29 protein-coding genes and 1 tRNA gene are annotated in these 25,454 nt (G+C 66.9%); 13 read left to right on the plus strand and 17 right to left on the minus strand.

The features are described 5' to 3' along the window. Positions 1 to 110: 110 nt before the first annotated feature. The 5 genes from hemA to ACP694_RS11020 form a co-directional block, all read right to left on the minus strand. The gene (gene hemA / locus ACP694_RS11000; protein WP_426012315.1) at positions 111 to 1,337 is read right to left on the minus strand and encodes a 5-aminolevulinate synthase; all 1,227 of its coding nucleotides are present in this window, start codon (positions 1,335 to 1,337) and stop codon (positions 111 to 113) included. A gap of 182 nt (positions 1,338 to 1,519) precedes the next feature. Next, positions 1,520 to 2,416, minus strand: a complete 897-nt coding sequence (mmsB, locus tag ACP694_RS11005) for a 3-hydroxyisobutyrate dehydrogenase (protein ID WP_426012317.1) — start codon at positions 2,414 to 2,416, stop codon at positions 1,520 to 1,522. A 178-nt stretch (positions 2,417 to 2,594) separates the two neighbouring features. Beyond that, entirely contained in the window at positions 2,595 to 3,401 is an 807-nt protein-coding gene (locus tag ACP694_RS11010; protein ID WP_426012319.1) for a class I SAM-dependent methyltransferase, read from the minus strand. 57 nt (positions 3,402 to 3,458) lie between these two features. Continuing rightward, positions 3,459 to 4,511, minus strand: a complete 1,053-nt coding sequence (locus ACP694_RS11015; protein ID WP_426012320.1) for an enoyl-CoA hydratase/isomerase family protein — start codon at positions 4,509 to 4,511, stop codon at positions 3,459 to 3,461. Continuing rightward, complete coding sequence (locus ACP694_RS11020) at positions 4,508 to 5,125, minus strand: histidine phosphatase family protein (RefSeq protein WP_426012322.1); 618 nt, start codon at positions 5,123 to 5,125, stop codon at positions 4,508 to 4,510. Before ACP694_RS11020 ends, ACP694_RS11015 begins: the two co-directional genes overlap by 4 nt. Before the next feature lie 158 nt (positions 5,126 to 5,283). On the opposite strand from ACP694_RS11020, the gene ACP694_RS11025 reads away from it, so the two are divergent. Next, a complete protein-coding gene (locus ACP694_RS11025) occupies positions 5,284 to 5,733 on the plus strand; it encodes a MaoC family dehydratase (protein WP_426012324.1) in 450 nt (149 codons plus the stop codon). Between the two features lie 10 nt (positions 5,734 to 5,743). On the opposite strand, the gene ACP694_RS11030 is transcribed toward ACP694_RS11025, so the two are convergent. Then, a complete protein-coding gene (locus ACP694_RS11030) occupies positions 5,744 to 6,883 on the minus strand; it encodes an isobutyryl-CoA dehydrogenase (RefSeq protein WP_426012326.1) in 1,140 nt (379 codons plus the stop codon). A gap of 209 nt (positions 6,884 to 7,092) precedes the next feature. Between ACP694_RS11030 and ACP694_RS11035 the strand changes: the two genes are divergently transcribed. The 3 genes from ACP694_RS11035 to ACP694_RS11045 all read left to right on the plus strand — a co-directional run bounded on the left by ACP694_RS11035 (position 7,093) and on the right by ACP694_RS11045 (position 8,978). Beyond that, positions 7,093 to 7,536: a DUF2147 domain-containing protein gene (locus tag ACP694_RS11035; RefSeq protein WP_426012328.1), complete on the plus strand. Its 444-nt coding sequence runs from the start codon at positions 7,093 to 7,095 to the stop codon at positions 7,534 to 7,536. Between the two features lie 50 nt (positions 7,537 to 7,586). Continuing rightward, entirely contained in the window at positions 7,587 to 8,603 is a 1,017-nt protein-coding gene (gene hemB / locus ACP694_RS11040; RefSeq protein WP_426012330.1) for a porphobilinogen synthase, read from the plus strand. 117 nt (positions 8,604 to 8,720) lie between these two features. Continuing rightward, entirely contained in the window at positions 8,721 to 8,978 is a 258-nt protein-coding gene (locus ACP694_RS11045; RefSeq protein ID WP_426012332.1) for an aa3-type cytochrome c oxidase subunit IV, read from the plus strand. A 142-nt stretch (positions 8,979 to 9,120) separates the two neighbouring features. Here ACP694_RS11045 and ACP694_RS11050 read toward each other — a convergent pair whose 3' ends face one another. Together ACP694_RS11050 and ACP694_RS11055 are read right to left on the minus strand one after the other, a co-directional pair. Further along, positions 9,121 to 10,212 (minus strand): alpha/beta fold hydrolase, encoded by a 1,092-nt coding sequence (locus ACP694_RS11050; RefSeq protein ID WP_426012334.1) that lies wholly within the window; start codon positions 10,210 to 10,212, stop codon positions 9,121 to 9,123. A gap of 3 nt (positions 10,213 to 10,215) precedes the next feature. Next, entirely contained in the window at positions 10,216 to 11,103 is an 888-nt protein-coding gene (locus ACP694_RS11055; RefSeq protein ID WP_426012336.1) for an NAD(P)-dependent oxidoreductase, read from the minus strand. 84 nt (positions 11,104 to 11,187) lie between these two features. On the opposite strand from ACP694_RS11055, the gene ACP694_RS11060 reads away from it, so the two are divergent. Further along, on the plus strand, positions 11,188 to 12,087 hold the full coding sequence (locus tag ACP694_RS11060) for a flagellar motor protein MotB (RefSeq protein ID WP_426012337.1): 900 nt from the start codon (positions 11,188 to 11,190) through the stop codon (positions 12,085 to 12,087). 117 nt (positions 12,088 to 12,204) lie between these two features. After that, on the plus strand, positions 12,205 to 13,062 hold the full coding sequence (locus ACP694_RS11065; RefSeq protein WP_426012339.1) for an arginyltransferase: 858 nt from the start codon (positions 12,205 to 12,207) through the stop codon (positions 13,060 to 13,062). A 42-nt stretch (positions 13,063 to 13,104) separates the two neighbouring features. Here ACP694_RS11065 and ACP694_RS11070 read toward each other — a convergent pair whose 3' ends face one another. The 4 genes from ACP694_RS11070 to ACP694_RS11085 are packed head-to-tail and all read right to left on the minus strand — an operon-like array spanning position 13,105 to position 17,164. Continuing rightward, the gene (locus tag ACP694_RS11070; protein ID WP_426012579.1) at positions 13,105 to 13,872 is read right to left on the minus strand and encodes an SDR family oxidoreductase; all 768 of its coding nucleotides are present in this window, start codon (positions 13,870 to 13,872) and stop codon (positions 13,105 to 13,107) included. A gap of 14 nt (positions 13,873 to 13,886) precedes the next feature. Then, a complete protein-coding gene (locus ACP694_RS11075; protein ID WP_426012341.1) occupies positions 13,887 to 14,822 on the minus strand; it encodes an NAD(P)H-dependent flavin oxidoreductase in 936 nt (311 codons plus the stop codon). Continuing rightward, the gene (locus tag ACP694_RS11080) at positions 14,819 to 15,796 is read right to left on the minus strand and encodes a quinone oxidoreductase family protein (protein WP_426012343.1); all 978 of its coding nucleotides are present in this window, start codon (positions 15,794 to 15,796) and stop codon (positions 14,819 to 14,821) included. The genes ACP694_RS11075 and ACP694_RS11080 overlap by 4 nt, the downstream gene beginning before the upstream one ends. 48 nt (positions 15,797 to 15,844) lie before the next feature. Continuing rightward, a complete protein-coding gene (locus tag ACP694_RS11085) occupies positions 15,845 to 17,164 on the minus strand; it encodes a serine hydrolase domain-containing protein (protein ID WP_426012344.1) in 1,320 nt (439 codons plus the stop codon). A 141-nt stretch (positions 17,165 to 17,305) separates the two neighbouring features. On the opposite strand from ACP694_RS11085, the gene ACP694_RS11090 reads away from it, so the two are divergent. Then, positions 17,306 to 17,381, plus strand: a tRNA-Thr gene (locus ACP694_RS11090). Between the two features lie 9 nt (positions 17,382 to 17,390). Here the strand turns inward: ACP694_RS11090 and ACP694_RS11095 are convergent. Next, positions 17,391 to 17,615 (minus strand): hypothetical protein, encoded by a 225-nt coding sequence (locus ACP694_RS11095; protein WP_426012346.1) that lies wholly within the window; start codon positions 17,613 to 17,615, stop codon positions 17,391 to 17,393. A gap of 455 nt (positions 17,616 to 18,070) precedes the next feature. Between ACP694_RS11095 and ACP694_RS11100 the strand changes: the two genes are divergently transcribed. Genes ACP694_RS11100 through arfB form a run of 3 tightly spaced genes read left to right on the plus strand, consistent with a single transcriptional unit; the run spans position 18,071 to position 19,868 of the window. Then, the gene (locus tag ACP694_RS11100; protein ID WP_426012348.1) at positions 18,071 to 18,979 is read left to right on the plus strand and encodes an alpha/beta hydrolase; all 909 of its coding nucleotides are present in this window, start codon (positions 18,071 to 18,073) and stop codon (positions 18,977 to 18,979) included. Next, on the plus strand, positions 18,976 to 19,449 hold the full coding sequence (locus ACP694_RS11105; protein ID WP_426012349.1) for a YaiI/YqxD family protein: 474 nt from the start codon (positions 18,976 to 18,978) through the stop codon (positions 19,447 to 19,449). The genes ACP694_RS11100 and ACP694_RS11105 overlap by 4 nt, the downstream gene beginning before the upstream one ends. Beyond that, entirely contained in the window at positions 19,446 to 19,868 is a 423-nt protein-coding gene (gene arfB / locus ACP694_RS11110) for an alternative ribosome rescue aminoacyl-tRNA hydrolase ArfB (RefSeq protein ID WP_426012351.1), read from the plus strand. The genes ACP694_RS11105 and arfB overlap by 4 nt, the downstream gene beginning before the upstream one ends. A 152-nt stretch (positions 19,869 to 20,020) precedes the next feature. Here arfB and ACP694_RS11115 read toward each other — a convergent pair whose 3' ends face one another. The 3 genes from ACP694_RS11115 to ACP694_RS11125 all read right to left on the minus strand — a co-directional run bounded on the left by ACP694_RS11115 (position 20,021) and on the right by ACP694_RS11125 (position 21,581). Continuing rightward, the gene (locus tag ACP694_RS11115; RefSeq protein WP_426012353.1) at positions 20,021 to 20,545 is read right to left on the minus strand and encodes a MarR family winged helix-turn-helix transcriptional regulator; all 525 of its coding nucleotides are present in this window, start codon (positions 20,543 to 20,545) and stop codon (positions 20,021 to 20,023) included. Positions 20,546 to 20,837: 292 nt separating this feature from the next. Further along, positions 20,838 to 21,050, minus strand: a complete 213-nt coding sequence (locus tag ACP694_RS11120) for a hypothetical protein (protein ID WP_426012355.1) — start codon at positions 21,048 to 21,050, stop codon at positions 20,838 to 20,840. Between the two features lie 39 nt (positions 21,051 to 21,089). Further along, positions 21,090 to 21,581, minus strand: coding sequence for a GcrA family cell cycle regulator (locus tag ACP694_RS11125; protein WP_426012356.1), 492 nt, complete (start codon positions 21,579 to 21,581; stop codon positions 21,090 to 21,092). A 291-nt stretch (positions 21,582 to 21,872) separates the two neighbouring features. Between ACP694_RS11125 and ACP694_RS11130 the strand changes: the two genes are divergently transcribed. Genes ACP694_RS11130 through ACP694_RS11140 form a run of 3 tightly spaced genes read left to right on the plus strand, consistent with a single transcriptional unit; the run spans position 21,873 to position 23,097 of the window. Then, entirely contained in the window at positions 21,873 to 22,370 is a 498-nt protein-coding gene (locus tag ACP694_RS11130; protein WP_426012358.1) for a c-type cytochrome, read from the plus strand. A 2-nt stretch (positions 22,371 to 22,372) separates the two neighbouring features. Then, positions 22,373 to 22,735 (plus strand): nuclear transport factor 2 family protein, encoded by a 363-nt coding sequence (locus ACP694_RS11135; RefSeq protein WP_426012359.1) that lies wholly within the window; start codon positions 22,373 to 22,375, stop codon positions 22,733 to 22,735. A gap of 5 nt (positions 22,736 to 22,740) precedes the next feature. Next, positions 22,741 to 23,097, plus strand: a complete 357-nt coding sequence (locus tag ACP694_RS11140) for a nuclear transport factor 2 family protein (protein WP_426012361.1) — start codon at positions 22,741 to 22,743, stop codon at positions 23,095 to 23,097. Here ACP694_RS11140 and ACP694_RS11145 read toward each other — a convergent pair. After that, complete coding sequence (locus tag ACP694_RS11145) at positions 23,094 to 25,448, minus strand: transketolase (RefSeq protein WP_426012363.1); 2,355 nt, start codon at positions 25,446 to 25,448, stop codon at positions 23,094 to 23,096. The two genes, ACP694_RS11140 and ACP694_RS11145, sit on opposite strands and share 4 nt — an antisense overlap. Positions 25,449 to 25,454: the final 6 nt, after the last annotated feature.

A 25,454-nucleotide genomic window follows, 5' to 3' on the forward strand; every position in this document is an offset into this window, starting at 1 on the left:
GATCGGTGGGGGAGATTGGCGTCGAAGATCGTAGGGCCGGCCATTGGTCGACCACGCCCCCCACCGTCGGCTTTGCCGACACCTCCCCCACAGGGGGAGGAATTGTGAAGTCAAGCCGCGTGGCCGCCCATGCGGGCGACGTTGCAATGCGCCCAAAGCTTCTCCATCGCGCCGACCAGCTTGCGCATCATGTCGTCGGTGTGGAACGGCGTTGGGGTGAAGCGCAGGCGTTCGGTGCCGCGCGGCACGGTCGGATAGTTGATCGGCTGGACATAGACGCCGTGGTCGGCCAGCAGCATGTCGCTGATCAGCTTGGTGTGATGAGGATCTCCAACCAACACCGGCACGATGTGGCTGTCGTTTTCCATCACCGGCAGGCCCGCGGCTTTGAACATCGCCTTCAAGGTCTGAGCGCGCTCCTGGTGGGCCTCGCGGACCTCCGGGTGCTGCTTGAGCCACCTGACGCTGGCCAAGGCCCCCGCAGTAAGCGCGGGCGGCAGCGAGGTGGTGAAGATGAAGCCCGAGGCCACCAGGCGAATGGCGTCGACCACCACGGTGTCGCCGGTGATGTAGCCGCCCATCACGCCAAAGGCCTTGCCCAGCGTACCTTCGATGATGTCGATCTGGTCCATCAGGCCGTCGCGCTCGGCGACGCCGCCGCCGCGCTCGCCATACATGCCCACGGCATGGACCTCGTCGAGATAGGTCATGGCGCCGTACATCTTCGCCAGAGCCACGGTGCCGGCCAGGTCGGCAATGTCGCCGTCCATGGAATAGACGCTCTCGAAGGCGATCAGCTTGGGCCGGTCGGCCGGCGCGGCGATCAGCAGCGCCTCGAGGTGGGCCAAGTCGTTATGACGGAAGATGTGGCGCTCGCAGCCACCGTTGCGGATGCCGGCAATCATCGAGGCGTGGTTCTGGGCGTCGGAGAAAATGATCAGATCCGGCAGAATCTTCTGCAGCGCCGACAGGCTGGCCTCGTTGGAGACGTAGCCCGAGGTGAACAGCAGGGCCGCTTCCTTGCCGTGCAGATCGGCCAGCTCGGCCTCCAGCTCAACATGGTGATGGTTGGTGCCGGAGATGTTGCGCGTGCCGCCCGAGCCCGAGCCATGCTGGTCGATCGCCACGTGCATGGCGTCCAGCACGACGGGGTTCTGCCCCTGACCGAGATAGTCGTTCGAGCACCAGACCACGATGTCGCTTTCCGAGCCGTCCGGACGGGTCCAGGTGGCGCGCGGAAAGGCGCCGCGATGGCGCTTCACATCGGCGAATACCCGATAGCGGCCTTCATCGCGGATCTGATCGACGGCGCTGCGGAACGCGGCTTTGTAGTCCATGGCGTCTTCACACGACGGACTTCGACAAGTCCGATCGGTCCCTTCACAAGGCTTGGCTTTTCGCACCGGCGACGCCCCCTGTCCACATAAGGACGTCTACCTAACGGCAAATATCGCGCGAATGGACGCACGCTTTCGTCAGCGAACACGGCCACTTGCGAGCCAGTCGCGTCTCGGATGGATCAGTTCAGCTCCGACAGCCTTCCGCGCAACATCTGCAGCACCGCCGAGAAGTCCTTTCCGCCAAATCCGTTGCCGTCGAACAGGGCGTACAGCGCCTCGGCCTGGGCCCCCATCGGGATCGAGGCGCCGGCCCTGGCGGCGGCGTCCTGGGCCAGCTTCAGGTCTTTCAACATCATGGCGGTGGCGAAGCCGCCCTCGTACTGGCGATCGGCGGGGGTGGAGGGGCCGACACCGGGCACGGGGCAATAGGTCGAAACGGACCAGCACTGGCCTGACGACTTGGTGGCGATTTCGAAGAACCGGTCTGCGGCCAGGCCCAGCTTCTCGGCCAGGGCGAAGGCCTCGCAGGTTCCCAGCATCGAGATCCCCAGCAGCATGTTGTTGCAGATCTTTGCCGCCTGCCCCGCCCCCGGGTCGCCGGCGTGGATCGTCACCCGCGACATCGGGGCCAGCGCGGCTTCCACGGCTGCGAAGTCGTCCGCCTCACAACCGACCATGAAGGCCAGAGTCCCGGCCTCGGCCGCCATGATCCCGCCCGATACCGGCGCGTCGGCGAACCGAAACCCCGCCGCCCTCGCCTGGCCTGCCACGGCGCGAGCGCTTTCGACGTCGATCGTCGAGCAGTCGATCAACAGGGCCGTTTTCGGCGCATGGACCAGAATCTGGTCGCCATAGACGCCGCGCACGTGAGCACCGGCCGGCAGCATGGTGATCACCACCTCGGCGTCTACCACCGCCTCAGCTACCGAGCCCGCCGCATGACACCCCGCCGCCACGGCTCTTTCCAGCGCCACCGCCGACAGGTCGAATGCCGAGACGTGATGCTGGGCCTTGGCCTGATTGGCGGCCATGCCGCCGCCCATGTTGCCCAGCCCTATGAAGGCGATGCGGGTCATGTTCGAACTCCCAAATGCGAACCGCGCCTCATGGGGCGCGGTTCTTACCATTGCGTCTAGCGCGGTGCGTCCTTCGAGGCCTGCTTCGAAGGCGCCTCAAGATGAGGAATTCCTGGCAACGATGTTCCTCATCCTGAGGTGCGAGCCGAAGGCGAAGCCTCGAAGGACGCAAGGCGCCCTATCGCGCCCCGGCCGGCTTGCGGAACTTGTAGATGAACTGGTCGGTCTTGCCGCGGATCGACGGGTCGAAGACGCTGAGCTTGCGGGTGTCGTAGCCGTCGCGCAGCACGCGGCTCTCGCCCTCGAAGATGAAGCCGGCGGCGGTGACCTCGCGCTTCACGGCCTCGGGGTCGATGCGATGAAGGGTTTCGGTGTCGCGCAGGCCCGAGCCGGGCTCGGCCGAATGGTCCAGCACCAGATAGACGCCGCCCGGCTTCAGCGCCTTGAAGACCTGGCGGTTGACGACCATCAGGTCGGCCGGGCCCATGAACTTGTCGTGCATGTCGTGATAGTTCTGGGCGGTGAACACCAGGTCCAGTCGCTCGGGAGCGCCGAAACTGGGCAGGGTGTCGAGGATCACCGACACGTTGCGGTAGTTGGGGTCGGCGGCGATGGCCTTCACGGCCGGCTCGCGCTTGGCCAGCTTGGTCAGCTCGTCGGGCACATAGGCGTAGACATGGCCGCGCGGCCCGACGGCCTTCGAGAAGATGCGGGTGAAGTAACCGCTGCCCGGGATCAGGTCGGCGACCTTGGCGCCTGGCCTGACGCCGGCGAAGGCCAGGGTCTGGCCCGGCAGGCGCAGCTCATCGCGGACCATGTCGGCGGCGGGGCGCGATGGGTCCGACAGCGCCATGGCGATATTGGCGGGAACGGCGGAGGGCGCATCGGCCGGCGGGGGCGGCGGGGCCTCCATCGGACCCATCGGCGTGGTGGCGCAGCCCGCCAGGGCGAGCACGGCGACGAGGCTGAGTAGCGGCTTACGCATAGGTATTCCTTCCGGCGGACATCTTCTTGTTGTGGGCAAGCTAGCGCACCAACCACGCTACGTCAGCGGCGACCATTCCTGATCGGCCGGAAGGGGCGCAAAAATCTCATCGAGCATCGCGTCGGTAACGCTTTCAAGCTGTGCCGGATCCCAGAGCGGGGCGTTGTCCTTGTCGATGATCACCGCCCGCACGCCCTCGATGAAATCGTGCTTCTGGACCACGCGGGCGCCGATGCGATATTCCATGGCCATGTTGTCGGCGAAGTCGGTCAGGGCGGCGCCGGTCTCCAGTTGGCGGAAGGCGACCTTCAGGGTCTGGGGCGACTTCGATTTCATCACGGCCAGTTGGGCCTTGCCCCAGTCGCTGCTGTCGGCTTCCAGGAATTCGAAGATCTGCTCGACGCTGTCGCCGACGAACAGGCGATTTAGGTCCTGCTCGATGCTGACCAGCGGGGCCTTGCCGGCATCGGCGCGGTACTTCTTCAGAATGTCGTCGATGCGACGCGGGTCGGCGACGATGGCCTTCTTCAACCCCTCGACCGCGCCGAACTCAACGAAGTGGGTGGCGACGCCCAGGCGCAGGCAGTCGGCCCCCTTGATTCGCGCCCCGGTCAGGGCCAGCCACAGACCAGCCTTGCCCGGCAGCCGCGGCAGGTACCAACCGCCACCGACGTCGGGGAACAGGCCGATGCCGGTCTCGGGCATGGCGAAGGTCGTGCGCTCGGTGGCGATCCGGTAATAGGCCGGCATCGAGATCCCGACCCCGCCGCCCATCACCACCCCGTCCAGCATGGCCACCACCGGGGTCTCATAGGTGAACAGCAGGTGGTTCAGCTGGTACTCGGTGTGGAAGAAGGCCCGCGCCTCGGCGCCGTCGCCCGCTCCGCTGTGGGCCAGCATGCGGATGTCGCCGCCGGCGCAGAAGCCGCGCTCGCCGCTGTGGTCGATGATGACCATCTCGATCTCGGGATCTTCCTGCCAGGCTAGCAGGGCGCCGATCATGATCTCGCACATGTTTTGCGTCAGGGCGTGCAGCGCCTTGGGCCGGTTCAGGGTCAACCGGCCGACGTTTTTCTGAACGCGGACGAGGACTTCGGGTTGGGCGTTCATACGGTGTCCCTGGATAGTTCGGGGTCTTCGACGGGCGCGCAGTCGAAACGGTCGATCTGGCCGGCGTACAGTCGGTAAAGAGCGTCCTGCGGCACGTCCAGCTCCAGGACTTCGCCCCGCAATAGGCTCGCATAGGCCCCGCGCAGCAGGCGGCCGGCGATGCCGTGGCTGATGACGATCAGCCGCCGCTCGGGCTCGGCGGCCTGCTCGGCGAGCCAGTCCGACACGCGGGCCATGACCTGGTCATAGGTCTCGCCGCCGGGCGCGCCGAAGAACCACTGCCGGTCGGCGAAGGCCTCGGGATGCTCGCGGGCCAGCTCGTCCCGCAGCCGGCCCTCCCAATCGCCGACGGTCAACTCCATCAATCGATCGTCGAATTCCACGGGCAGACCGAGGCGCTCGCCGATGATCCCCGCCGTGTCCCGCGCCCGGCGCAAGGGGCTGGCGACGATCCGCCATGGCGCGGGCGGGTCTCGGGCGATCAGGTCCCCAAGCAGATCGCCCATCGCGCTGGCCTGGGCGCGGCCCAGGGGCGTCAGGTCCGATTCCATCTGCCCCTGCAGGCGCTGCTCGCGATTGAAGGCGGTCTGGCCGTGGCGACAGAGATAGATCACGGGGCGCGTTCCAGGCTGCGAAGGCGCTCGGCATAGTCCGGAACGCGGCGGATGTCGCCTCGTCTCGACGCGTCCCATCGGACGCCCTGGTGGAATGGGCACGAATGCGCGTGCATTTTCGCTGGCGCCCGCGCGCCATGGCCGCTAACGGCGACGGTATGATCGAACCTCATTCCTCCGGCGGCTACATACTGGAAGAACTCCGCGTCGGGATGATCGCCGAAAAGCGCGTGGCCATCACCGAAGAGCGTATTCAGAAATTCGCCGAGGCCTCGGACGACTTCAATCCCGTCCACATGGACGAGGCCTTCGCGGCCAAGACCGCCTATCGCGGCAGGATCGCCCACGGCCTGCTGTCGGCCTCGTTCGGCTCGGCCCTGGTCGGCACCATCCTGCCGGGCGCGGGGGCGATCTATCTGTCCCAGACCCTGGCGTTCCACAAGCCGGTGCGGATCGGCGATGTCGTGATCTCCCGCGTCACGGTCGCCGCCATCGACGAGGTCAGCGCACGGGTCACCCTGAACTGCGAAGGCTTCGTCGGCGACGACCTGATCATGGGCGGCGAGGCGATCGTCCGGGTCCCGCGCCGCCGCCGGGCCAAGGCCTGACTCTCGCGGACTACTGCCGGAACATCTCGCGAGCGATGATCACCCGCATGATCTCATTGGTGCCTTCCAGGATCTGGTGAACCCGGAGATCCCTGACGATGCGCTCCAGCGGATAGTCCTGCAGATAGCCGTAGCCGCCGTGCAGTTGCAGGGCGTCATTGGCCACCTGGAAGCCGGCGTCGGTGGCGAAGCGCTTGGCCATGGCGCAGAGCTTGGTGGCTTGCGGGTCGTTGTTGTCCAGCGCGTGGGCGGCGCGGCGGACCATCAGGCGGGCGGCCTCCAGCTCGGTGGCCATGTCGGCCAGCTTGAACTGCAGGGCCTGGAACTCCTTCAGCGGTTTGCCGAACTGATTGCGGGTCTCGAGATAGGCCTTGGCGGTGTCGAGCGCGAAGGAAGCGCCGCCCAGCGAGCACGAGGCGATGTTCAGCCGTCCGCCGTCCAGGCCCATCATGGCGAAGCGGAAGCCCTCGCCTTCCTGGCCGATGCGGTTGGCGATCGGCACACGGCAGTCGTCGAAGTTCACCGCCGCCGTTGGCTGGGCGTTCCAGCCCATCTTGCGTTCGTTGGCCCCGAAACTAAGGCCGGGCGTCCCCTTCTCGACCACGAAGGCCGAGACGCCCTTGGCTCCGTCCGCGCCGGTGCGGGCCATGACCACATAGAGGTCCGAGACGCCGCCGCCCGAGATGAAGGCCTTGCCGCCGTTCAGCACATAGTGGTCGCCGTCCAACCGCGCCGTGGTGCGCATGCTCGCGGCGTCGGAGCCCGCGCCCGGCTCGGTCAGACAATAGCTGGCGATCAGGTCCATGGTGGTCAGGCGTGGCAGGTAGCGCTGGCGCAGGGCGTCCGAGCCGAACCGGTCGATCATCCACGAGGCCATGTTGTGGATGGTCAGATAGGCCGCCGTCGGCACGTCGCCATAGCTGAGGGCCTCGAAGATGATCGAGGCGTCGAGGCGCGAAAGCCCGCTGCCGCCAACGTCGTCCTGAACATAGATGCCGGCGAAACCCAGGCCGGCCGCCTCGCGCAGCACGTCGACCGGGAAGTGCTTGTGCTCGTCCCACGCGGCCGAGTGCGGGGCAAGCCGTTCCGCCGCGAAGCCCGACGCCATGTCCTGGATCGCGCGCTGATCCTCGTTGAGTGCGAAATCCATGCGCGAAATCCTCCTGTGCGGGCAGAGTGAACCCCACCACCTTCTTATCCGCTGACCTGCCGCGCGGCGGCGAGTGTGTCAATCATATCCCACTCGCTGACTTTGAAGGCCGCAGCGCGAAGAAAATCGCGAACCAAAGGCTGCGGGCTCTTGATCCTTAACCCTCACCGCCTCAGATCACCCGGCATCGGAGGCGCCGTATTTTCGTCATGCGCAAGTTCATTGCTTTCTTCGCCGTGCTCGCGGCCATGTTCGGTATCGCCACGGCCCCCGCGCAGGCGGCCGACATGGGCGTATGGCGCAACCCGCACGACAGCGTGCGCGTCGATATCCGCAGTTGCGGCGCCAGCACCTGCGGCTATGTGGTCTATGCCAGCCCCAAGGCCCAGGCCGACGCCCGCAAGAGTGGCTACAACACCCTGATCGGCCAGCAGTTGCTGCGCGACTTCGAGCCGGCCGGCCATGGCAACATGCGCGGCAAGGTCTTCGTGCCGACCCTGAAGGTCACCTTGAACGGCACCGCCGAGTTCCTCGACGCCCACACCATGAAGGCCAAGGGCTGCGTCCTGGGCAATGTGCTGTGCAAGTCGCAGATCTGGACCCGCATCGACGGCGTCCAGCAGGCCAGCAACGCTACGACCTACGCGCCTTAAGCACGCGACCGGTCTTGCCTCGCGCCCGCTCTCGCGCGAAACCCTAGACCATGACCACACCGCCGCTTGCCCCCTACCCCGCCACCCGCCTGCGCCGCCTGCGCCAGGCCGACTGGACCCGCCGCCTCGTGCGCGAGACCGAGGTTCGCCCGTCCGACTTGATCTGGTCGATGGTTGTGCATGAGGGCGAAGGGACCATCCCCGTGGCCTCGATGCCGGGAGTCGAACGCCTGTCGGTCAAGGACGCCGCCAAGGCCGCCGTGCGAGCCCGTGACCTCGGCATTCCCGCCATCGCCATCTTTCCGCACATCGACGGCTCGCGGAAGGACGCAACGGGTTCGATCGCCGCCGATCCCGACGGCGTCATCCCCCGCGCCGTCAAGGCCATGAAGGACGCCGCCCCCGAGGTCGGCATCATGTGCGACGTGGCGCTCGACCCCTTCACCGACCATGGCCACGACGGCGTGGTCGAGGGCGGCCGCATCCTCAACGATCCCACCATCGAGCGGCTGATCGAACAGGGGCTGATGCAGGCTGAAGCGGGGGCCGACATCCTGGCCCCCTCCGACATGATGGACGGCCGGGTCGGCGCCCTGCGCGCGGCCCTGGAGGGCGCGGGTTTCCAGGACACCATGATCATGTCCTACGCCGCCAAATACGCCTCGGCCTTCTACGGCCCCTACCGCGACGCCATCGGCTCGGCCAAGCTGTCGGCCGGCCCCAATGGTCAAGGATTGGGCGATAAGAAGACCTACCAGATGGACCCCGCCAATACCGAGGAGGCGATCCGCGAGGTGGCCCTCGACATCGCCGAAGGGGCCGACATGGTCATGGTCAAGCCGGGCATGCCGTATCTGGATATCCTGCGCCGCCTGGTCGAGGAATTCCGCATACCCACCTACGCCTTCCAGGTGTCGGGCGAATACGCGATGATCAAGGCCGCCGGCATGAACGGCTGGATCGACGAGGAACGGGCCATCCTCGAGAGCCTGACCGCTTTCAAGCGGGCCGGCGCCGCGGGCATCATCAGCTATTTCGCGCCATGGGCGGCCGAGAAGCTGGGCTGAGTTCGGGCCGCCGCTGGGCGCCCTCGCGCGCGAGCCAAAACAGGCGTAGTCTCGGGTCCAGTGTTCGGCCCGAGGCCGCGTACGACGGCCCGAGACCGTGCCCATGGAGGTAACGCGATGGACGCCGACTTCAACGACGCCGGAAAACCCGATCTGCTGGCCCACGAGCAGACCTATCACGGATTCAGCATCCTGCTGCGATGGTGCATGCTGGGATTGGCCACGGTCATCTCGGCCCTGACCGTGTGTTTCGCCACGCCGGGCGGCTTCCTGGGGGCGGTCGCCGTAGGGATCGCGGTGTTCGCGGTCGGCTACGCCATCCTGGTGCGCCACGAGGAGAAGCAGCCCTTGAGCCTCTGGGTCGAGGGGCGGTAGTCGCCCACCGCGGCGGGCGTCCTGGATCGTTCCGAGGCGCCCGGCCGCGCGAACGCTTCGATCCACGCCGACCTTGGCGACAGTCGCCCGTGCTGAAGGGGGCGGCGGAGGAGCAAATCCTTCCCTCAGGGAGGATTTATGGCTACCGCTCAGTCGCCTTCATCAACGCGGCCAACCGGTCCTTCCACAGGGCCGCGATGGTGTGGCTGCCATGGCCGCGCGTCTTCTCGGACGCTGGCAGCAGCACGAACGTCCCATGCTTCAGCCGCTTGGCCTGGACCTCGGCGATGCCCAGTTCCGGCGGGTTGATGAAGTCGTCGGCCGAATTGATCCACAGCACCGGTTGGGTAATCGAGTCCAGCCTTGGCGACGGGTTGTAGTTCCGCGACGCGGCCACCTGGTAGATCAGGTCGTTGGCGTCCAGCGCCGACAGGCGAGCGGCGAAATAGTCGTCGACGAACTTGTCGGCGGCGTCACGGGTCGGCTGAGCGATCTGGGTCGGCAATGGCGCGAGGCCGGCCACCATCAGCAGGCCCAGGGCGGTGCGCAGGCCTTCCCTGGGCTCTTGCACATAGTCGCCGCCCTTCCAGGCCGGGTCCTGGGTGACGGCGTCGATCAACAGCTTGCGCCAGATCCGGTTGCGGCCGGCGATTTCATTGGGCAGACAGGCGAACGAAGCCAGGGCGTCGGCGAAGTCAGGGTAGGTCTCGCCCCAGACGAAGCCATGCATGCAGCCCATGGAGGTCCCAAGCAGGAGCCGCAGGTGATCGACCTTTAGCCCCTGGGTCAGCAACAGATACTGCGCCAGGACCATGTCGTCATAGTCGTACTTGGGAAACTTGGCGCGCAGGCCGTCGCTGGGCTTGGACGACTGGCCGTGGCCGATGCCATCCGGCAGGATCACATAGTACTCGGCCGGATCCAGCAGGCCGCCAGGCGCCATAAGCGTGTCGGCGAACGCCGGATTGAGGAACTGTTTGCCCGTGCCGCCGGTGCCATGCAGCACCATGACCGCATTGGTCACATGGCCGGCAGCGTCGCGCTTGGGCTCGCCGAACGTGGTGTAGTGCAGCCTCAACTCCGGCAGGGTCTCGCCAGAACGGAACTTGAAGTCCCGCACCACGAAGTTGCCTTCCTTGGGCGCGATGGCGGGCGCGGCCCAAGCAGGCGCTACAATGGCGGCGGAGGCCAGGAACGCGGCGCAGGCCGCCAGAGCAGTCGCAAGCTTGCGCATGATCTACTTCTCCAACCGGGCCACGAGGCTGGACGTATCCCAGCGATTTCCGCCCGAGGCCTGAACCTCACTGTAGAAGGTATCGACCATCGCCGTGGACTCCAAGCGCGCGCCGTTGCGGGCCGCCTCGTCCAAGGCGATGCCGAGATCCTTGCGCATCCAGTCGACGGCGAAGCCGAAGTCGAACTTGCCCTCCGCCATCGTCGCCCAACGGTTTTCCATCTGCCAGGATTGGGCCGCGCCCTTGGAGATCGCGGCCAGCACGTCATCGGTCGGCAGGCCGGCGCGCTTGGCGAAGTGCAGGGCCTCGGCGACGCCCTGAACCAGGCTGGCGATGGCGATCTGGTTGCACATCTTGGTCAGCTGGCCCGTGCCGACCTCGCCCATCCGCCGGATGGCCTTGGCATAGGCGTCGATGACCGGCTCGATCCGCGCGAAGGCGGCGGCGTCGCCGCCCGCCATGATCGTCAGCTGACCGTTCACCGCGCCGACCTGTCCGCCCGAGACCGGCGCGTCGATGAAGAACCGGCCGCTCTGGCCCGCCAGTTCGGCCATCTCGCGCGCAACGACGGCCGAGGTGGTGGTGTGGTCGACGATCACGCCCGCCTCGCCCATCGCCGGAAGCACCCTCGCCGCAACGCTGCGGACGTCGTCGTCATTGCCCACGCACAGCACGACCAGCTCGCAGCCTCCGACAGCTTCCTCGACGGTCTCAAAGGCCGCGCCGCAGTGCTCGGCGGCCCAGCGACGGGCCTTGTCGGGGCTGCGATTGAAGACGGAAACCTCGTGGCCGGCGGTCTTCAGGTGGCCCGCCATCGGGTAGCCCATCACGCCCAGACCGATAAACGCCGTTTTCATGCCGCCAACTCCCTGTGAAAGCGGGTCCGACATCGCCCTTCCCGGCCCTGATCGCAACGCCATTTTAACGTCCAGGCCTCAGGTTCCATCGAACTGGGTTAAGCAGGCTTAAGCACCATGGCGGTCAGCGGCGAACAGCCGATCATCATCAAGAAGGTCAAGAAGGTCGTCGGTGGGGGTCACCACGGCGGCGCCTGGAAGGTCGCCTATGCCGACTTCGTGACCGCGATGATGGCCTTCTTCCTGCTGATGTGGCTGCTCAACACCACCAGCCCCGAACAGAAGGCAGGCATCGCCGACTATTTCGCGCCGGCCTCGATCTCGTCCAGCACCAGCGGCTCGGGCGGCATTCTGGGCGGCACCTCGCTGGGCGACGACGGCGCCAAGGCCGACGGCAAGATGTCGGTGATCCAGCAGATGGCCCCCGAGGCCCCGACCGAAACCACCAAGGACGGCCAGAGCTCGACTGCCGCCAGCCTCGACTCGGCCAGCGAGCAAGCCCTGCGTGACGCCCTGGCCAAGAAGGAGCAGGACAGTTTCGCCTCGGCCGCCCAATCGCTGCGCCAGTCGCTGCAGGACATGCCGGAGCTGGCCGAGCTGTCGAAGCAGATCATGATCGACCAGACCCCCGAGGGCCTGCGCATCCAGCTGATCGACCAGGACGGCCGCTCGATGTTCAAGGAGAACTCGCGCGAACCTAACGACCGGGCCCGGATCCTGCTGCGCGCCGTGGCCAAGGTGATCAACCAACTGCCCAACCGCATCACCATCTCGGGGCACACCAGCGCCAGCCCGGACGGCAAGCGCGCCGACAGCGACTGGTCCCTGTCGGCAGAACGCGCCGACGCCTCGCGCCAGGTGCTGCGCAGCGTGGGCGTCGACGAAGACCGCATCTACCAAGTGTCGGGCAAGGCCAATTCCGAGCCGCTATATGCGGACGACCCCACTCTGGCGGGCAACCGACGTATGTCCATCGTGCTTCTGCGCGAAAAGCCAGTGCTTCCCGATGGCCTCTGACCAGACCTGTGGCGCTAAGCCGCTCTTGGCTGCGGCGCAGCTTGCGCAAGCCTCACAGATACCGCCTAATCGCTTATCAGCCCCCAACCGGGCTCCCTAGAGGAACAGGCGCTTTCCGTGACGCAGCATTTCCCCACGCGACAGCTGCGCTTCTTCCTGACGGCGCCCACGCCGTGCCCGTATCTGCCGGGCCGCGAGGAACGGAAAGTCTTCGCCCACCTGCCGCTGTCCGATGGCCCGACCGTCAATGACAGCCTGACCCAGGTTGGCTTCCGCCGCTCGCAGAACATCGCTTACCGCCCCGCTTGCGAGACCTGCCGTGCCTGCCAGTCGGCCCGCGCACCGGCCGGCGAATACGTCCTTTCGCGCTCGGAGCGCAAGGTCCTGGGCCGCAATGGCGACCTTCAACGCCACCTGGTCGAGGCAGAGGCGACGCTCGAACAGTTCGAACTGCTGCGCCGGTACCTGCTGACCCGCCACGCCGACGGCGGCATGGCCGAGATGACCTGGCCCGACTATGTGGCCATGGTCGAGGACACGGCGGTTCGCACCCACCTTATCGAATACCGTTTGCGCTCTCAGGATCGGGGCCCTGGCGACCTGATCGCCTGCGTGCTGGTCGATGTGCTCGCCGACGGCCTGTCGCTGGTCTACAGCTTCTACGACCCCACCCAGGTCAAGCGCAGCCTGGGCTCGTTCATCATCCTGGACCATATCGTCCAGGCGGGCGTGAACAGCTTGCCCTACGTCTATCTCGGCTATTGGGTGCCAGGCAGCGAGAAGATGGCCTACAAGGCCCGCTACTCGCCGCTGGAGATCCTCAAGCCAGGTGGCTGGGCTCTGATGTCGGCCCGCGAACGCGGCGCCCGTCCGCCCAAGCCGCTCAGCGGCGGCGGGACTCGCAACGCCGGGGTTGAGCTCAGCGACGCCGAACCCGCCGAGCTGGCGGGTTTTCCCGCGCCGGGTAAGCCTTAGCGACGATTGGGGACAGGCGCATGCGCCTGCCCCAGCCGCGGATCACCGCGCGAAGCTGACCCCGCCGTCCACGGTCACCGCCGAGCCCGTCACATAGTCACCGGCCCGCGAGGCCAGGTAGATTGCCGCCCCCGCCATGTCCTCAGTCGTGCCGATGCGGCCGGCCGGGATGCTCTTGGACACCGCGTCGGAATGGTCACGAGCCACCTTGTTCATGTCGGACGCAAAGGCGCCGGGCGCGATGCAGCTGACGGCGATGTTGTCGGGGGCCAGGCGCAAGGCCATGCGCTTGGTCATGTGCAGCAAGCCAGCCTTGGACGCGCCGTAGGGATAGGTCTCCTCATGCGCCACCGACTGGCCGTCGATCGAGGCGATGTTGATCACCTTGGCCACATGATCCTTGCCCGCCGCCCGCAGGTGGCCAATCAGCGCCTGGGTGAGGAAGAACGGGGTCTTCATGTTGAGGTCGACGACCTTGTCCCAGCCGCTCTCGGGAAACTCGTCGAAGGGTGCGCCCCAGGCGGCGCCGGCGTTATTGACCAGGATATCGAGCTTGTCCTCGCGCTCGGCGATCCGCGCCACCAGGCCGTTGATGCCTTCCAGCGTCGAGACGTCGGCCGGCAGTGAGATACATTCGCCGATCGCCGACAGCTCCTCGGCGGCGGCGTCGCAGGCGGCGGCCTTGCGGGCCGAGACATAGACGCGGCGGGCGCCGTAGGTGAGGAAGCCCTCGGCGATCATCTTGCCGATGCCGCGCGAGCCGCCGGTGACCAGGGCGACGCGGCCCTTCAGGGAAAACAGGTTCTGCATCATGGTGGTGTCTCTCAGAAGCTGCGGCTGGCGGCGAGCGCGCCCAGTCGCTGGGTGATTTCGAAGAACTCGGCGACGGTCTCGTCGATGATCTGGGCGGCGGGCTTCACTTCGTCGATCAGACCCACCGTCTGGCCGGCCAAGGCGGGCGCCGCCTCCATGTCGCCGCCGAAATAGACGCCCAGAATGCCCTTGAGGGCGTCGGGCGGCATCAGGCCGGCGTCGTGGATCTCACGGGTGCGCTCAGACTTCAGGGCGCGGATGCACGGGCTGGCCTTCTTGTTGAGGATCCAGGTGCCGGTCTCCTTTGCCCCGGTGATCGCAGCCTTGTAATTGTCATGCACCGGGCTCTCGGCGGCGCTGACGAAGCGGGTGCCCATCTGCACGGCCTCGGCCCCCAGGGCGAAGGCGGCGGCCATGCCGCGTCCGTCGCAGATGCCGCCGGCGGCGATCAGCGGCACGTCGACCCGGGCGCGGATGGCCTGCAGCAACACCAGGGTCGAGACCTCCTCGGGGTTCTTGAAGCCCCCACCCTCGGCGCCCTCGACCACCAAACCATCGATCCCCGCTTCGGCGCACTTGACCGCCGCATCGACCGTCGGCACGGCGTGATAGACGATGATGCCGGCCTCCTTCAGTGGTCCGATGAACTTGGCCGGGCTGCCCGCCGAGGTGGTGACGAACTTCACCCCGCTCTCGCAGACGAAGCGCAGCATGGCGTCGTCCTTGAGAAACAGGATCGGCAGGTTGACCCCGAACGGCAGGCCGCTGTCAGCCATCTTGCGGATCTCGGCCTTGCAGTTTTCGGTCTCGCCGGACGAGGTCTCGATGATCCCCAGACCTCCGGCCCGCGAAACCGCGCTGGCCAACGGATAGCGTGCGATCCAGCCCATCGGAGCCTGGACGATCGGATATTTGGCGCCCGTGTGGGCGAGCACTCTATTGGTCATTTGTCGCGTGCTTCCGGGATCAGCAGCACCCGACCGACAGCCTGACGGCTCTCGATATAGGCGTGGGCGGCGGCGGCTTCCGACAGCGGGAAGGTGCGGTCGATCACCACCTGCAGCTCGCCGCGCGCGGCCTCGTCGATCAGTTGCTGGATCATGTCGTGGACGCGGTCGGTCATGATCTCGGCGCCGAGGAACACGCCGGTCAGCGAGCGGTTGCCGCCCATTAGCGAGGAAACATCCACCTTGGTCGGCTCGCGCCCGGCCATGCCGACCAGCGAGATGCGGCCGCGATAGCCCAGCGCCCCGATACTGCCCTGCAGGGTCGAGCCGCCGACCGGATCGACCACCAGATCGACGCCCTTGCCGCCGGTCAGCTTCATCACCTGCTCGACCACGTCGTCGCGGCTGTAATTGATGCCGTGGTCGAGGCCCAAGGCCTTGAGCTTCTCCAGCCGCCCGTCGCTGGAGGCGGTGGCCAGCACCGTGGCCCCGGCCCGCTTGGCCAGCTGGATCGCGGCGATACCGACCGCTCCGGCCCCGGCCTGGACCAGCACGGTCTCGCCGGCCTTCAGATGTCCGGCCCCGAACAGGCACTCGTGCGCCGTGCCGAACGGCACGGGGATGGCCGAAGCCTGCCGGATGTCGAAACCGTCGGGGATGGGCCAGGCGTTGCGGGCCGGCACGCTGCGCAGCTCGGCGTGCGAGCCGAAGGCGTTCACGGTCACGACCTTCTGGCCGACCTTCAGGTGCGTGACCTCGGCCCCGACCTCGATGATCTCGCCGGCCGCTTGGTAGCCAACGATGTGCGGGCTACCAGCCATCGCTCCGCCGCCGCGATTGAGGGTGTCGCCGCCCTCGATGCTGACGGCCTCGACGCGGATCACCACGCCGCTGGGATAGCAGGGTGGATCGACGACGTCCTCGTAGCGAAAGACGTCCGGCGAACCGGTTTCGTAATAGACGGCGGCCTTCATGGGGCGCTCCCTAAGTCTTGTTTTTGTTAGCCAGCTTGCGCCAGCGGCTTATTTCGCCGGATCGACCAGGGCCTGGTAGACCAGGGTGGCGGCGTCATCGTCGATATGCTTCAGGGACGGGTCGAACTCCTTGGCCAGGATGTGGATCATGCCCAACATGAAGAGGTCGTTCTTCGGGTCGATCCAGAACCAGGTCCCCGCCGCGCCGCCCCAGCTGTAGCTCCCCTCGCCCTGAAGCGTGCCGGCCCGCGCCGGATTGGCGACCACCGCGAAGTCCAGGCCAAAACCCACGCCCTTGGCCAGCGAGAACGAGGCGTCCGGCGCGCCCATCACGATGTCGGACAGGTGATTGCTGGCCATCAGCTTGATCGTGCCCGGGGCCAGGATCCTCTTGCCGTCTAGTTCGCCGCCATTCAGGAGCATCTGGGCGAAGCGCGCATAGTCCGCCGTGGTCGAGACCAGGCCGCCGCCGCCCGAGGCCACGGCCGGAGGCTTGGTGACATCCAGCACCATGAAGTTGTCGGCCGCGATCAGCTTGCCGGTCTTGGGATTGGGCACATAGAGCGCGGCCAGGCGATCGGCCTTTTCGGGCGGCATCCAGAAGGCGGTGTCGGTCATTTTCAGCGGGTCGAAGATCCGGGTCTTCATGAAATCGGCCAGGCTCATGCCAGACAGACGCTCGATGATCAGGCCCTGGATGTCGACCGAGACGCTGTAGCGCCATTCCGTGCCCGGCTGGCTGGCCAGGGGCAGCTTGACCAGGGTGTCGAGGAAGGCCTGGCTGGTCTTGGAGCTCAGCAGACCGCTGTCGCGGTAGGCCTTTTCGACCGGTTGATCCGTGCGCAGACCATAGGCGAAGCCGCCGGTGTGGCTCATGATCTCGCGCAGGGTCGGCGGGCGCGAGAGGGGCTCGGTGACGAAGGTCCCGTCGGCGTTCTGGCTCTTGTAGACCCGCAGGTTGGCGAATTCCGGCACATATTGGGTGACCGGATCATCGAGACGCCACTTGCCCTCCTCGAACAGGATCATCATCGCCACGCCGGTGACAGGCTTGGTCTGTGAATAGATCCGGAAGACCGTGTCCTTGGTCATCGGCGCGCCGTCGAAGGCCTTCTTGCCGAAGGCCTCGTAGCTGACGATCTTGCCGTGACGCGCCACCATCGTGACCGCGCCCGGCACGTGGCCGCCATCGACCAGCGCCTGCATGTGGACGTTCAGGTGCTTGAGGCGCTCGGACGAAAAGCCTTCCGCCTCGGGACTGGCCGTGGCCAGGGTCGCCGCAGGAGCCGCGTTCGCCACGCTCCACGTCGGGGCGCCCGTCAGGCTCAGGACGGCCAGGGCCGCCGCCATCATCAACCGAACTCGCATCCGCCACTCCCCGAACAGTTGTTTGAGAGCACCTTAGCTTGGTTTAACGATGCGGCAATGACGGCTGTGCGCTCTCCGAAGGCCATTGCCCGGCACCCGTCCTTGCGGCTATGGAGAACGCCCCGTCGCCAAGGCGGATTGGCCGGTTTAGCTCAGCTGGTAGAGCAGCGGTTTTGTAAACCGAAGGTCACGGGTTCGATTCCTGTAACCGGCACCACTTCCGTTCCTAGGCCCCCAGCAGCGCCTCATACCGGGCGACGTTTTCGGCCAGCCAGCCGCGCAGGCGTTCCAGCTCGCTGATGTGGACGTGGGTCTCATCGATCGTCTCGCCATCGCCGGTCCTGGAGCCGACGTGCAGTTCGCCGTTGCGCATCGCCGTCAGCCGCGCCTCCAAGGCGTCCTGTTCCTGCTTGTGTCGCTCGACGACACTCTTGAGTTCGGCCTTGTCCATACTGGGTCTCCACGCTTGAGGACCAAGCTTACGACCGCCGCTCCCGTCCGTCGATCAACGCCTGACCAAAGGGCAAAAAAAAGCCCGGCGCGAAGGCCGGGCAGTCATTAGGGAGGAAACGCCCAGGAAGGGCAGGAGCGGCCAGAGGCGGCTCCACGGATGGATACCTAATGGTCCCGCGCCGAGGTTCAAGGCGGCGACCGGGCCTTTTGCCGGCGACGTGACCGCTATCGCCAGGCCGCCGCCAAAGCACACAGGCAACCATGTTGTGCTTAAAATCTGAGCGAATTTTCCGTACCGACTGTTCGCGCTGTAGGCGAATTTGAAGGCTCAACCCCCGCCAAGGCCTTAGCCGTGTTCGACCCACCCAGCCGCGAGCGCCCGCCAAGCGGGACCACTAGACGCCCAACTCAGGATATGTAAGTATTCACTCGCACACCCAGCAAGTGAATTCCATGATCGCGCCTCTGCACAGCCTCTTCGCCGAGCGGGTCTCTGGCGTCCATCGGTTCGGACTCGACCGCGTCCGGCAGGCCGTTCGGTTGGCGACAGCACGACGCGACCACAAGCTGCCGCGCCTGGCTCAGATCCGCAATCTCGACTATCCCGCCGCCACCGGCTGGCGCCCCGCGCGGCTTTACGTGCCGATGGGCGCGGCGACGCCCGGCCCGGCCATCCTGTTCTTCCACGGCGGCGGCTTCGTGATCTCCGACATCGAGACCCACGACGCCCTGTGCCATCGCCTGGCCGACGCCTCGGGCGCGCGGGTGATCTCGGCTGGCTATGGCCTGGCGCCCGAACACCCCTTCCCGTCGCAGATCGACGACGCCCGCGCGGCCTTCGCCTGGCTGCTGCGCGAGGCCGCCGACCTGGGCGTCGATCCAGACCGCCTGGCCGTGGCGGGCGACAGCGCCGGAGCCTATCTGGCGGCGACCGTGGCGGCCGAGGCCAATGCTGAGCGCCCCGGCGCCGTGCGCGCCCAGGGCTTCTTCTATCCGCTGCTGCATCTGGACGATGCTATGTGGAGCCAGACCCTGCTGCGCGACGCCCGGCTGATCGGTCGCCTGGCCGTGGCCTATATCAACGCCCAGCTGGCCGGCGCGGCCGCCCCATCGCTGCTGGACGCCGTCGGCCCAACCACCCCGGCCACCTTCCTGGTCTGTGGCACGGGACTGGACCCGGTCCTGCCCGACGCCATGCTCTATGCCGAAGAGCTGGAGGCGGCCGGGATCGCGGTCGACCTGACCACCTACGCCAAACAGGCCCACGGCTTCGCCAACTTCACCCATGTCTCGCCCGTGGCGGTCGAGGCCGTCACCACGCTTGGCGCCAAGCTGGGGAAGGCGCTACGAGACGGGTCATGACCCCCGTCCCTGACAAAACAATCCTCTATATCGACGCCGACGCCTGCCCCGTGAAGGACGAGGTCTACAAGGTCGCCGCCCGCTATGGCCTGAAGACCTTCGTGGTCTCCAACAGCTGGATCCGCACGCCCCTGACCCCGGCCATCGAGCAGGTCGTGGTCGACGCGGGTCCCGACATCGCCGACGACTGGATCGCCGAGCGGGCCGGCCCCGGCGACGTGGTGATCACCAACGACATCCCCCTGGCCGACCGGGTGCTGAAGGCCGGCGGCCAGGCCCTGGACACGACGGGGCGGCTGTTCACCATGGACACCATCGGCTCGGCCCTGGCCTCGCGGATGATCGGCGAGCACCTGCGCTCGATGGGCGAGATCACCAGCGGCCCCAAGGCCTTTGGCCCCAACGACCGCTCCAAGTTCCTGCAGGCGCTCGACACCGCCGTGGTCAAGGCGCGGCGCGTGGTCAAATGATCGAGATCACGTCCTGGCTGCGGATCGAGGACGACGAGATCGTCGAAAAGGCCGCCCGCGCCTCGGGGCCCGGCGGCCAGCACGTCAACAAGACCTCGACGGCGATCGAGCTACGGTTCGACGTCCGGGGCTCCCCGAACTTACCCGAGGACGTCAAGACACGCCTTGAAGCGCTCGGCGGCAGCCGCATAACCCTCGACGGCGTGCTGGTGCTGTTCGCCCAGGGCAGCCGATCCCAGGAGATGAACCGCCAGGAGGCCCGCGAACGGCTGGTCGAGCTGATCCGCAAGGCGACGGAGAAGCCGAAGCCGAGGCGACCGACCAAGCCGACCTATTCCAGCAAGCTCAAGCGGCTGGAGACGAAGGGGAAACGGGCGGGGGTGAAGGCGTTGCGGGGGCGGCCGAAGGGCGAGGATTAGGGGTCATCCGTCTACCCCAAATTCCGCTCATCCCGACGAAAGTCGGGACCCAAGATGAGATGGGCTGTCTTCTCAGAGCGAAGCCGGCAGACTCGGCTTGGGTCCCGACTTTCGTCGAGGATGAGCGGTGTGGGAGGGGCGTGAGTAGCTCCCTACCCCCTCCCCCAAGCCCCCCCATACGGCGCGGGGCCGTAAGACAGCACCTCGTGCTTCCACTCCGGCTCTGTGATCAGTCCACTGAGGATCTTCTGCAGGTAGGTCGCCAGGTTGGCCTGTTCCTCTTCGGTGAGTTCGGCGCAGACTTCCTGGTGGATCGGGTGGATGTCCTCGCGGACGCGGTCCAGCAACTCTTCGCCGGCGGTCGTCAGGCGCACCACCACCTTGCGGCGGTCGGAGGCTTGCGCTCCGCGCTCGACCAGGCCTTCGCGGATCAGGCCGTCGATGGAGCGGGTCAGGGTGGTGCGGTCGGCGGCCGACAGCTTGGCCAGGCGGGTCATCGAGCACTCGCCGAACCGCGACAGCGAGGCCAGGGCCACCCATTTACTGAAGTTGAGGCCGTGTTGCGCGATGCAGTCGGCCGCCAGGGCGCGCCGATGCTGCTCGGTCTGATACATCAGATAGCCGACATAGGTCGGTAACGGCAAACCGCAGGCCTCCCCCTGATCGTGATCTGACATGGTTCCCCCATGCCGTCCGGGCGCTTTCATCCCACAAGCTAAGCCGTCGCACAATCATGGCGCGCGGATCACCCGCGCGTCACGCCCGAATGCACATTTTGGAAACGCCCGACGCCGGTCCCCGTGGCGTGAACGATCATCTACCACCGTTCTCCGACCCTAACGTAACAGTAACCATGGGGGTTCCGCCCACGAAAAAGCCCCGCGAGCGGTTTCGCGGGGCCGTTGTGTTTTTCGCCTTCGAGAAGGGGGGCGGCGCCCGTCTGACGCGCGCGCTCCGCTCGGTTCGTGGTCAGTTGGGGATCGTCGCGTTGCGGGCGCGGGCCCGGGTCAACCAGTCGTCGGGATAGGTGTCGCGCACCACGATCGACTTGAACTGGCCCACCGGGATGTGGGTGTTCTCACCGGGGTTGAGGTCGCGCGACACCGAGTGGCCGGCGAACTCCTCGATGATGGTGATGACCTGGCTGCTGCCGGCGGTGTTTTCGATGAAGACCATGTTCATGGGGGTCGTTCCAGAAGCGGGTTGCAGCGTCAGGGCGGATCAAGCGTTGTACTGGGCCAGGCGGGCGGGTTGCGCGCCCCAGGCCTTGACCTGGGCCGGGGAGGACAGCTTGCGGAACGCCCCGCGGGCATGGTCTTCGCAGTAGGAGGCGCGGGCGGTCTTGTCCCGGCCACAGAAGCCGAAGTCGTGGGAGTCGACGTCGCCGATCGGCCAGCGGCAGGAATGGGTCTCGAGGCCCAATATGCTCGAGGTGGCGGTCATCTCGACAACCGGCGCGGTGTAGCGGATGACCGGGCGCGCGGCGCTGGTCAGTTCGCGGACGTCGCGGGCGCGGGGTTGAGCCCGGCTGGCGGTGCGGACCACATTGCGTTGGCGCGCGGGGACGTCGCGGACGGTGATGCCCAGGCGGTGAACCTTGCCGATCACCGCGCTGCGGCTGACGCCGCCCAATTGTCTCGCCACCTGGCTGGCGCTCATGCCCTCCAACCACAGCTTGCGGAGGGTGGCGGTGCGATCTTCGTTCCAGTCCATGATTTTGCTTCCATCCCGGTCGCCAGGGCAGCCCCCCTGGCCTCATCAGGGGTACGTTTATGGTTAATTCCGGTCAATTTTTTATGTGCATACCCACGGTTTGCAATCGGGCATTTTGCGTTTGCATTCTGTAAGATAGCGATCGTTGTCGCAGGGCGCGCGCCTAACTGTGGCGAGACATTGTCAGGATAACAACGTTATATATTGGCCGTCGGGCCCACAGTTGGGTGAGAAAATGAATGCGGCGCGCCGCCGCAGAGCTTGCGACATAATGACAGTTGGGGACCCTTGATGCGTCTGTTCCATTTCGCCGCGACCGCGGCTCTTTGCGTAATTTTGACGGGCTGCTCGAAGGCGCCAAGCGGGGCTTCGGGCGCGGGTGGCGCCAGTTCGGCCGCCGCGGCCCCCACCGACGCCGAAAGACAGGCCCTGCTGGGCGCCCTCCCCGCCCCCTACAACACCGGCGACCTGCTGAACGGCCAGAGCAAGTTCGCCCTCTGCCGCTCGTGCCACACCATCACCGAGGGCGGGCCAAACATGACCGGCCCCAACCTGCATGGCGTGTTCGGCCGCAAGGCGGGGTCGAAGGCCGACTACAGCTACTCGTCCGCCGTGGCCGCCGCCGGCTTCACCTGGGACGCCGAGCATCTGGACAAGTGGCTCGACAACCCGCGCACCTACCTGCCGGGCACCAAGATGACCTTCGCCGGCCTGCACGACCCCAAGGACCGCATCGACCTGATCGCCTATCTGAAGGTGGAGAGCGGTTACAAGCCGCCCCCGACCTAGCCATGGAAGACGCCCAGGCGCTGCTCACCCGATTCTTCGACGCCTATAACCGCAACGATTGGGTGGCTTTCTCGACCCTAGTCACGGCCGACATCGACTGGCCCAACCAGACCGGCGCCGGGCGCGTGATCGGGCAGGACGCGATGGAGGCCTATTGGATGGAGACGAACCGGTCGATCCGGGTTGAGCTGGCCGCCTCGGCCTTCGCCGTCCAACCGGATGGCCGGATCGCCGTCGATATCCACCAGACCGTCCACAACGCCTCGACCGGCAAGCTGTGGTCCGATACCTGCGTGCGACATTACTACACGCTCCGGGACGGTCTGATCGCGCGCATGGACACCGAACCCCTGGTCAGGACCTGACGACCATGAGCGAAGCGAACACCCTGATCGTCCGCCTGCACGACGCCCTGGATCGCCGCGATCTCGACGGGTTGATGAGGCTGTTTCATCCCGACGTTCGTTTCCTCGACTATCTGGACGGAGGCGAGCTGGTGGGGCCGGCCGCCGTGCGGGCCTTCTACCAGCGCCTGTTCGAGACCATGGCCCCCGCCGTCGATCTGCTGACGGTGACGGACCTGCCCGACGGCCGCCTGAGCACCGAGCTGCAGGTGTCCATCCACGACCACTCGGGCCACCTGTGGTCCGACACCCGGGTCACCGCGACCTACACGGTGTTGGAAGACCTGATCCAGGCGGTCGAGCTAGGGGACGAGCGGCGCTAGATCATCACGTCCGCGCAGGCGTCCAGGATGGCGTCGGCGTCGAGGCGGTACTTGGCGTAGAGGTCTTGCAGGTCGCCCGACTGGCCAAAAGTTTCCAGACCCAGGGCCCGCAGCCGCATGCCGCGCACCGAACCCAGCCACGATAGCGTGGACGGCGCGCCATCGATCACCGTCACCAGGCCCGCGCCGCGCGCCAGCGGCCCCAGCAGGGTCTCGATGGTGCAGGTGCGGGCCGCGCCGTCGGTCCAGCGCGAGCGGCCGGCGGCGGTCCAGTCGCGGTGCAGCACGTCGGCCGAGGTGATGGCCAGCAGGCCCGCGCCGGGCTCGTCCTCCAGCACCGCCTCGAAGGCCGCCAGGGCCTCGGGGGCCAGGGCCCCGGCATAGGCGATGGCCAGGCGCGCGCCGGGGGCCGGGGGCCGCAGCCAGTAGGCGCCGTCGATCACGCCCTGGCGCCAGGCGTCGTCCGCCCGCTCGGGCTGGCTGATCACCCGGGTGGAGAGCCGCAGATAGGTCGAGGTCCCGTCCTTGGCCTGGATCTGATCGAAGGCGTGGGCCATCAGCACCGCCGTCTCGTCGGCGAAGGCCGGCTCATAGCTGTCGAGCCCCGGCTGGCCCATGCCGATCAGCGGCGAGGTGATCGACTGGTGCGCGCCGCCTTCGGGGGCCAGGGTCAGGCCCGAGGGCGTGGCCACCAGCAGGAAGCGGGCGTCCTGGTAACAGGCGTAGTTCAAGGCGTCCAAGCCCCGAGCGATGAACGGGTCGTATAGCGTGCCGACCGGGAACAGCCGCTCGCCGAACAGCGGCGCGGTCAGGCCCAAGGCGGCCAGGGCGATGAACAGGTTGTTCTCGGCGATGCCCAACTCGACATGCTGGCCGGTCTCGGCCTTGGACCACACCTGGGCCGAGGGGATGCGCCAGCGCTTGAAGACGTCCTCATGCGCTCGGCGCTGGAATACGCCCCGGCGGTTCACGAACCCGCCGAGATTGGTCGAGACCGTGACGTCGGGAGAGGTGGTCACCACCCGCCCGGCGAACTCGTCGTCGCGCCGCGAGATCTCGAACATCACCTTGCCGAACGCCGCCTGGGTCGACTGCTCGCCGCCGCCCAGAACAGGGACAAGAAGCTCGTCCGCTGTCGGCGTGGCGATGATCGGGGCGACGTGGTTGCGCTCGACATTGGCGGCGAACGGCGCGCGGGCGACCAGGCCCTTCAGGGCGGTGTGCTCGGCGGCCGATAGCCCCGACAGCGCGTCCCACTCCTCGCCCTCGACCACGCCTAGCCGGCCGCGCAGCTGCGAGATCTGGGTCTCGGTCATCAGACCTGAGTGATTGTCCTTATGCCCCTGGAACGGCAGGCGCAGGCCCTTGACGGTGTAGGCGATGAAGAAGCGCGGGGCGTCGTCCTGACTGGCCCGCTCAAAGGCCTCCAGTATGGTCTCCATGCAGTGACCGCCCAGCTCGGTCATCAGTTCGGCCAGGTCGAGGTCCTTGTAGGCTGCGATCAAGGCCAGGGTCTCGGCCTCGCCCGCCAGATCGGCGGTCAACCGCTCGCGCCAGGCCGCGCCGCCCTGGTAGCTGAGGGCGGCATAGAGGTCGTTGGGGGCGGTCTCGATCCAGGTCTTCAGCGCCGCGCCGCCGGGCTTGGCGAAGGCCTCGCGCTGGCGCTTGGACCATTTCAGCGTCTCGACCGTCCAGCCGGCCGCCTCGAAGATGTCGCCGTAGCGGGTGAACATCCGGTCCTTGGTGGTGGCGTCCAGGCTCTGGCGGTTGTAGTCGACGATCCACCAGGTGTTGCGGATGTCGTGCTTGCAAGCCTCGATCAGGGCCTCGTAGATATTGCCCTCGTCCAGCTCGGCGTCGCCCAGCAGCGAGATCATCCGGCCCATCCGTTCGGGCTTCACCGACCCGCGCGCCGCCAGGTAGTCCTGGGTCAGCGAGGCGAAGGCGGTCATGGCCACGCCGAGGCCGACCGAGCCGGTGGAGAAATCCACGTCATCGACGTCCTTGGTCCGTGACGGATAGGACTGCGCCCCGCCCAGGGCGCGGAACGCCTTCAGCTTGTCCAGGCTCTGGCGGCCGAACAGGTGCTGGATGGCGTGAAACACCGGGCTGGCATGCGGCTTGACCGCCACGCGATCCTGCGGCCGCAGCGCCTTCATGTAGAGCGCGGTCATCAGGGTGGTCATCGAGGCGCAGGAGGCCTGGTGGCCGCCCACCTTCAGGCCGTCGCGGCTCTCGCGCAGGTGGTTGGCGTTGTGGATGGTCCAAGAGGCCAGCCAGAGAATGCGTTCCTCGATGCGACGCAGAAGCGCAAGCTCCTGCCGCTTCGCCGCCAATACGGCTTCAGCCATGCTTCC

This window comes from Caulobacter sp. DWR2-3-1b2 (assembly GCF_049896345.1).
Lineage (GTDB): Bacteria > Pseudomonadota > Alphaproteobacteria > Caulobacterales > Caulobacteraceae > Caulobacter.

Excerpts from the sequence above, each read along its gene's own strand:
- hemA (WP_426012315.1), bottom strand. The coding sequence starts at position 1,337 with ATGGACTACAAAGCCGCGTTCCGCAGCGCCGTCGATCAGATCCGCGAT.
- mmsB (WP_426012317.1), bottom strand. The coding sequence starts at position 2,416 with ATGACCCGCATCGCCTTCATAGGGCTGGGCAACATGGGCGGCGGCATG.
- ACP694_RS11010 (WP_426012319.1), bottom strand. The coding sequence starts at position 3,401 with ATGCGTAAGCCGCTACTCAGCCTCGTCGCCGTGCTCGCCCTGGCGGGC.
- ACP694_RS11015 (WP_426012320.1), bottom strand. The coding sequence starts at position 4,511 with ATGAACGCCCAACCCGAAGTCCTCGTCCGCGTTCAGAAAAACGTCGGC.
- ACP694_RS11025 (WP_426012324.1), top strand. The coding sequence starts at position 5,284 with ATGATCGAACCTCATTCCTCCGGCGGCTACATACTGGAAGAACTCCGC.
- ACP694_RS11030 (WP_426012326.1), bottom strand. The coding sequence starts at position 6,883 with ATGGATTTCGCACTCAACGAGGATCAGCGCGCGATCCAGGACATGGCG.
- ACP694_RS11035 (WP_426012328.1), top strand. The coding sequence starts at position 7,093 with ATGCGCAAGTTCATTGCTTTCTTCGCCGTGCTCGCGGCCATGTTCGGT.
- hemB (WP_426012330.1), top strand. The coding sequence starts at position 7,587 with ATGACCACACCGCCGCTTGCCCCCTACCCCGCCACCCGCCTGCGCCGC.
- ACP694_RS11045 (WP_426012332.1), top strand. The coding sequence starts at position 8,721 with ATGGACGCCGACTTCAACGACGCCGGAAAACCCGATCTGCTGGCCCAC.
- ACP694_RS11050 (WP_426012334.1), bottom strand. The coding sequence starts at position 10,212 with ATGCGCAAGCTTGCGACTGCTCTGGCGGCCTGCGCCGCGTTCCTGGCC.
- ACP694_RS11055 (WP_426012336.1), bottom strand. The coding sequence starts at position 11,103 with ATGTCGGACCCGCTTTCACAGGGAGTTGGCGGCATGAAAACGGCGTTT.
- ACP694_RS11060 (WP_426012337.1), top strand. The coding sequence starts at position 11,188 with ATGGCGGTCAGCGGCGAACAGCCGATCATCATCAAGAAGGTCAAGAAG.
- ACP694_RS11070 (WP_426012579.1), bottom strand. The coding sequence starts at position 13,872 with ATGCAGAACCTGTTTTCCCTGAAGGGCCGCGTCGCCCTGGTCACCGGC.
- ACP694_RS11075 (WP_426012341.1), bottom strand. The coding sequence starts at position 14,822 with ATGACCAATAGAGTGCTCGCCCACACGGGCGCCAAATATCCGATCGTC.
- ACP694_RS11080 (WP_426012343.1), bottom strand. The coding sequence starts at position 15,796 with ATGAAGGCCGCCGTCTATTACGAAACCGGTTCGCCGGACGTCTTTCGC.
- ACP694_RS11085 (WP_426012344.1), bottom strand. The coding sequence starts at position 17,164 with ATGCGAGTTCGGTTGATGATGGCGGCGGCCCTGGCCGTCCTGAGCCTG.
- ACP694_RS11095 (WP_426012346.1), bottom strand. The coding sequence starts at position 17,615 with ATGGACAAGGCCGAACTCAAGAGTGTCGTCGAGCGACACAAGCAGGAA.
- ACP694_RS11100 (WP_426012348.1), top strand. The coding sequence starts at position 18,071 with ATGATCGCGCCTCTGCACAGCCTCTTCGCCGAGCGGGTCTCTGGCGTC.
- ACP694_RS11105 (WP_426012349.1), top strand. The coding sequence starts at position 18,976 with ATGACCCCCGTCCCTGACAAAACAATCCTCTATATCGACGCCGACGCC.
- arfB (WP_426012351.1), top strand. The coding sequence starts at position 19,446 with ATGATCGAGATCACGTCCTGGCTGCGGATCGAGGACGACGAGATCGTC.
- ACP694_RS11115 (WP_426012353.1), bottom strand. The coding sequence starts at position 20,545 with ATGTCAGATCACGATCAGGGGGAGGCCTGCGGTTTGCCGTTACCGACC.
- ACP694_RS11120 (WP_426012355.1), bottom strand. The coding sequence starts at position 21,050 with ATGAACATGGTCTTCATCGAAAACACCGCCGGCAGCAGCCAGGTCATC.
- ACP694_RS11125 (WP_426012356.1), bottom strand. The coding sequence starts at position 21,581 with ATGGACTGGAACGAAGATCGCACCGCCACCCTCCGCAAGCTGTGGTTG.
- ACP694_RS11130 (WP_426012358.1), top strand. The coding sequence starts at position 21,873 with ATGCGTCTGTTCCATTTCGCCGCGACCGCGGCTCTTTGCGTAATTTTG.
- ACP694_RS11135 (WP_426012359.1), top strand. The coding sequence starts at position 22,373 with ATGGAAGACGCCCAGGCGCTGCTCACCCGATTCTTCGACGCCTATAAC.
- ACP694_RS11140 (WP_426012361.1), top strand. The coding sequence starts at position 22,741 with ATGAGCGAAGCGAACACCCTGATCGTCCGCCTGCACGACGCCCTGGAT.
- ACP694_RS11145 (WP_426012363.1), bottom strand. The coding sequence starts at position 25,448 with ATGGCTGAAGCCGTATTGGCGGCGAAGCGGCAGGAGCTTGCGCTTCTG.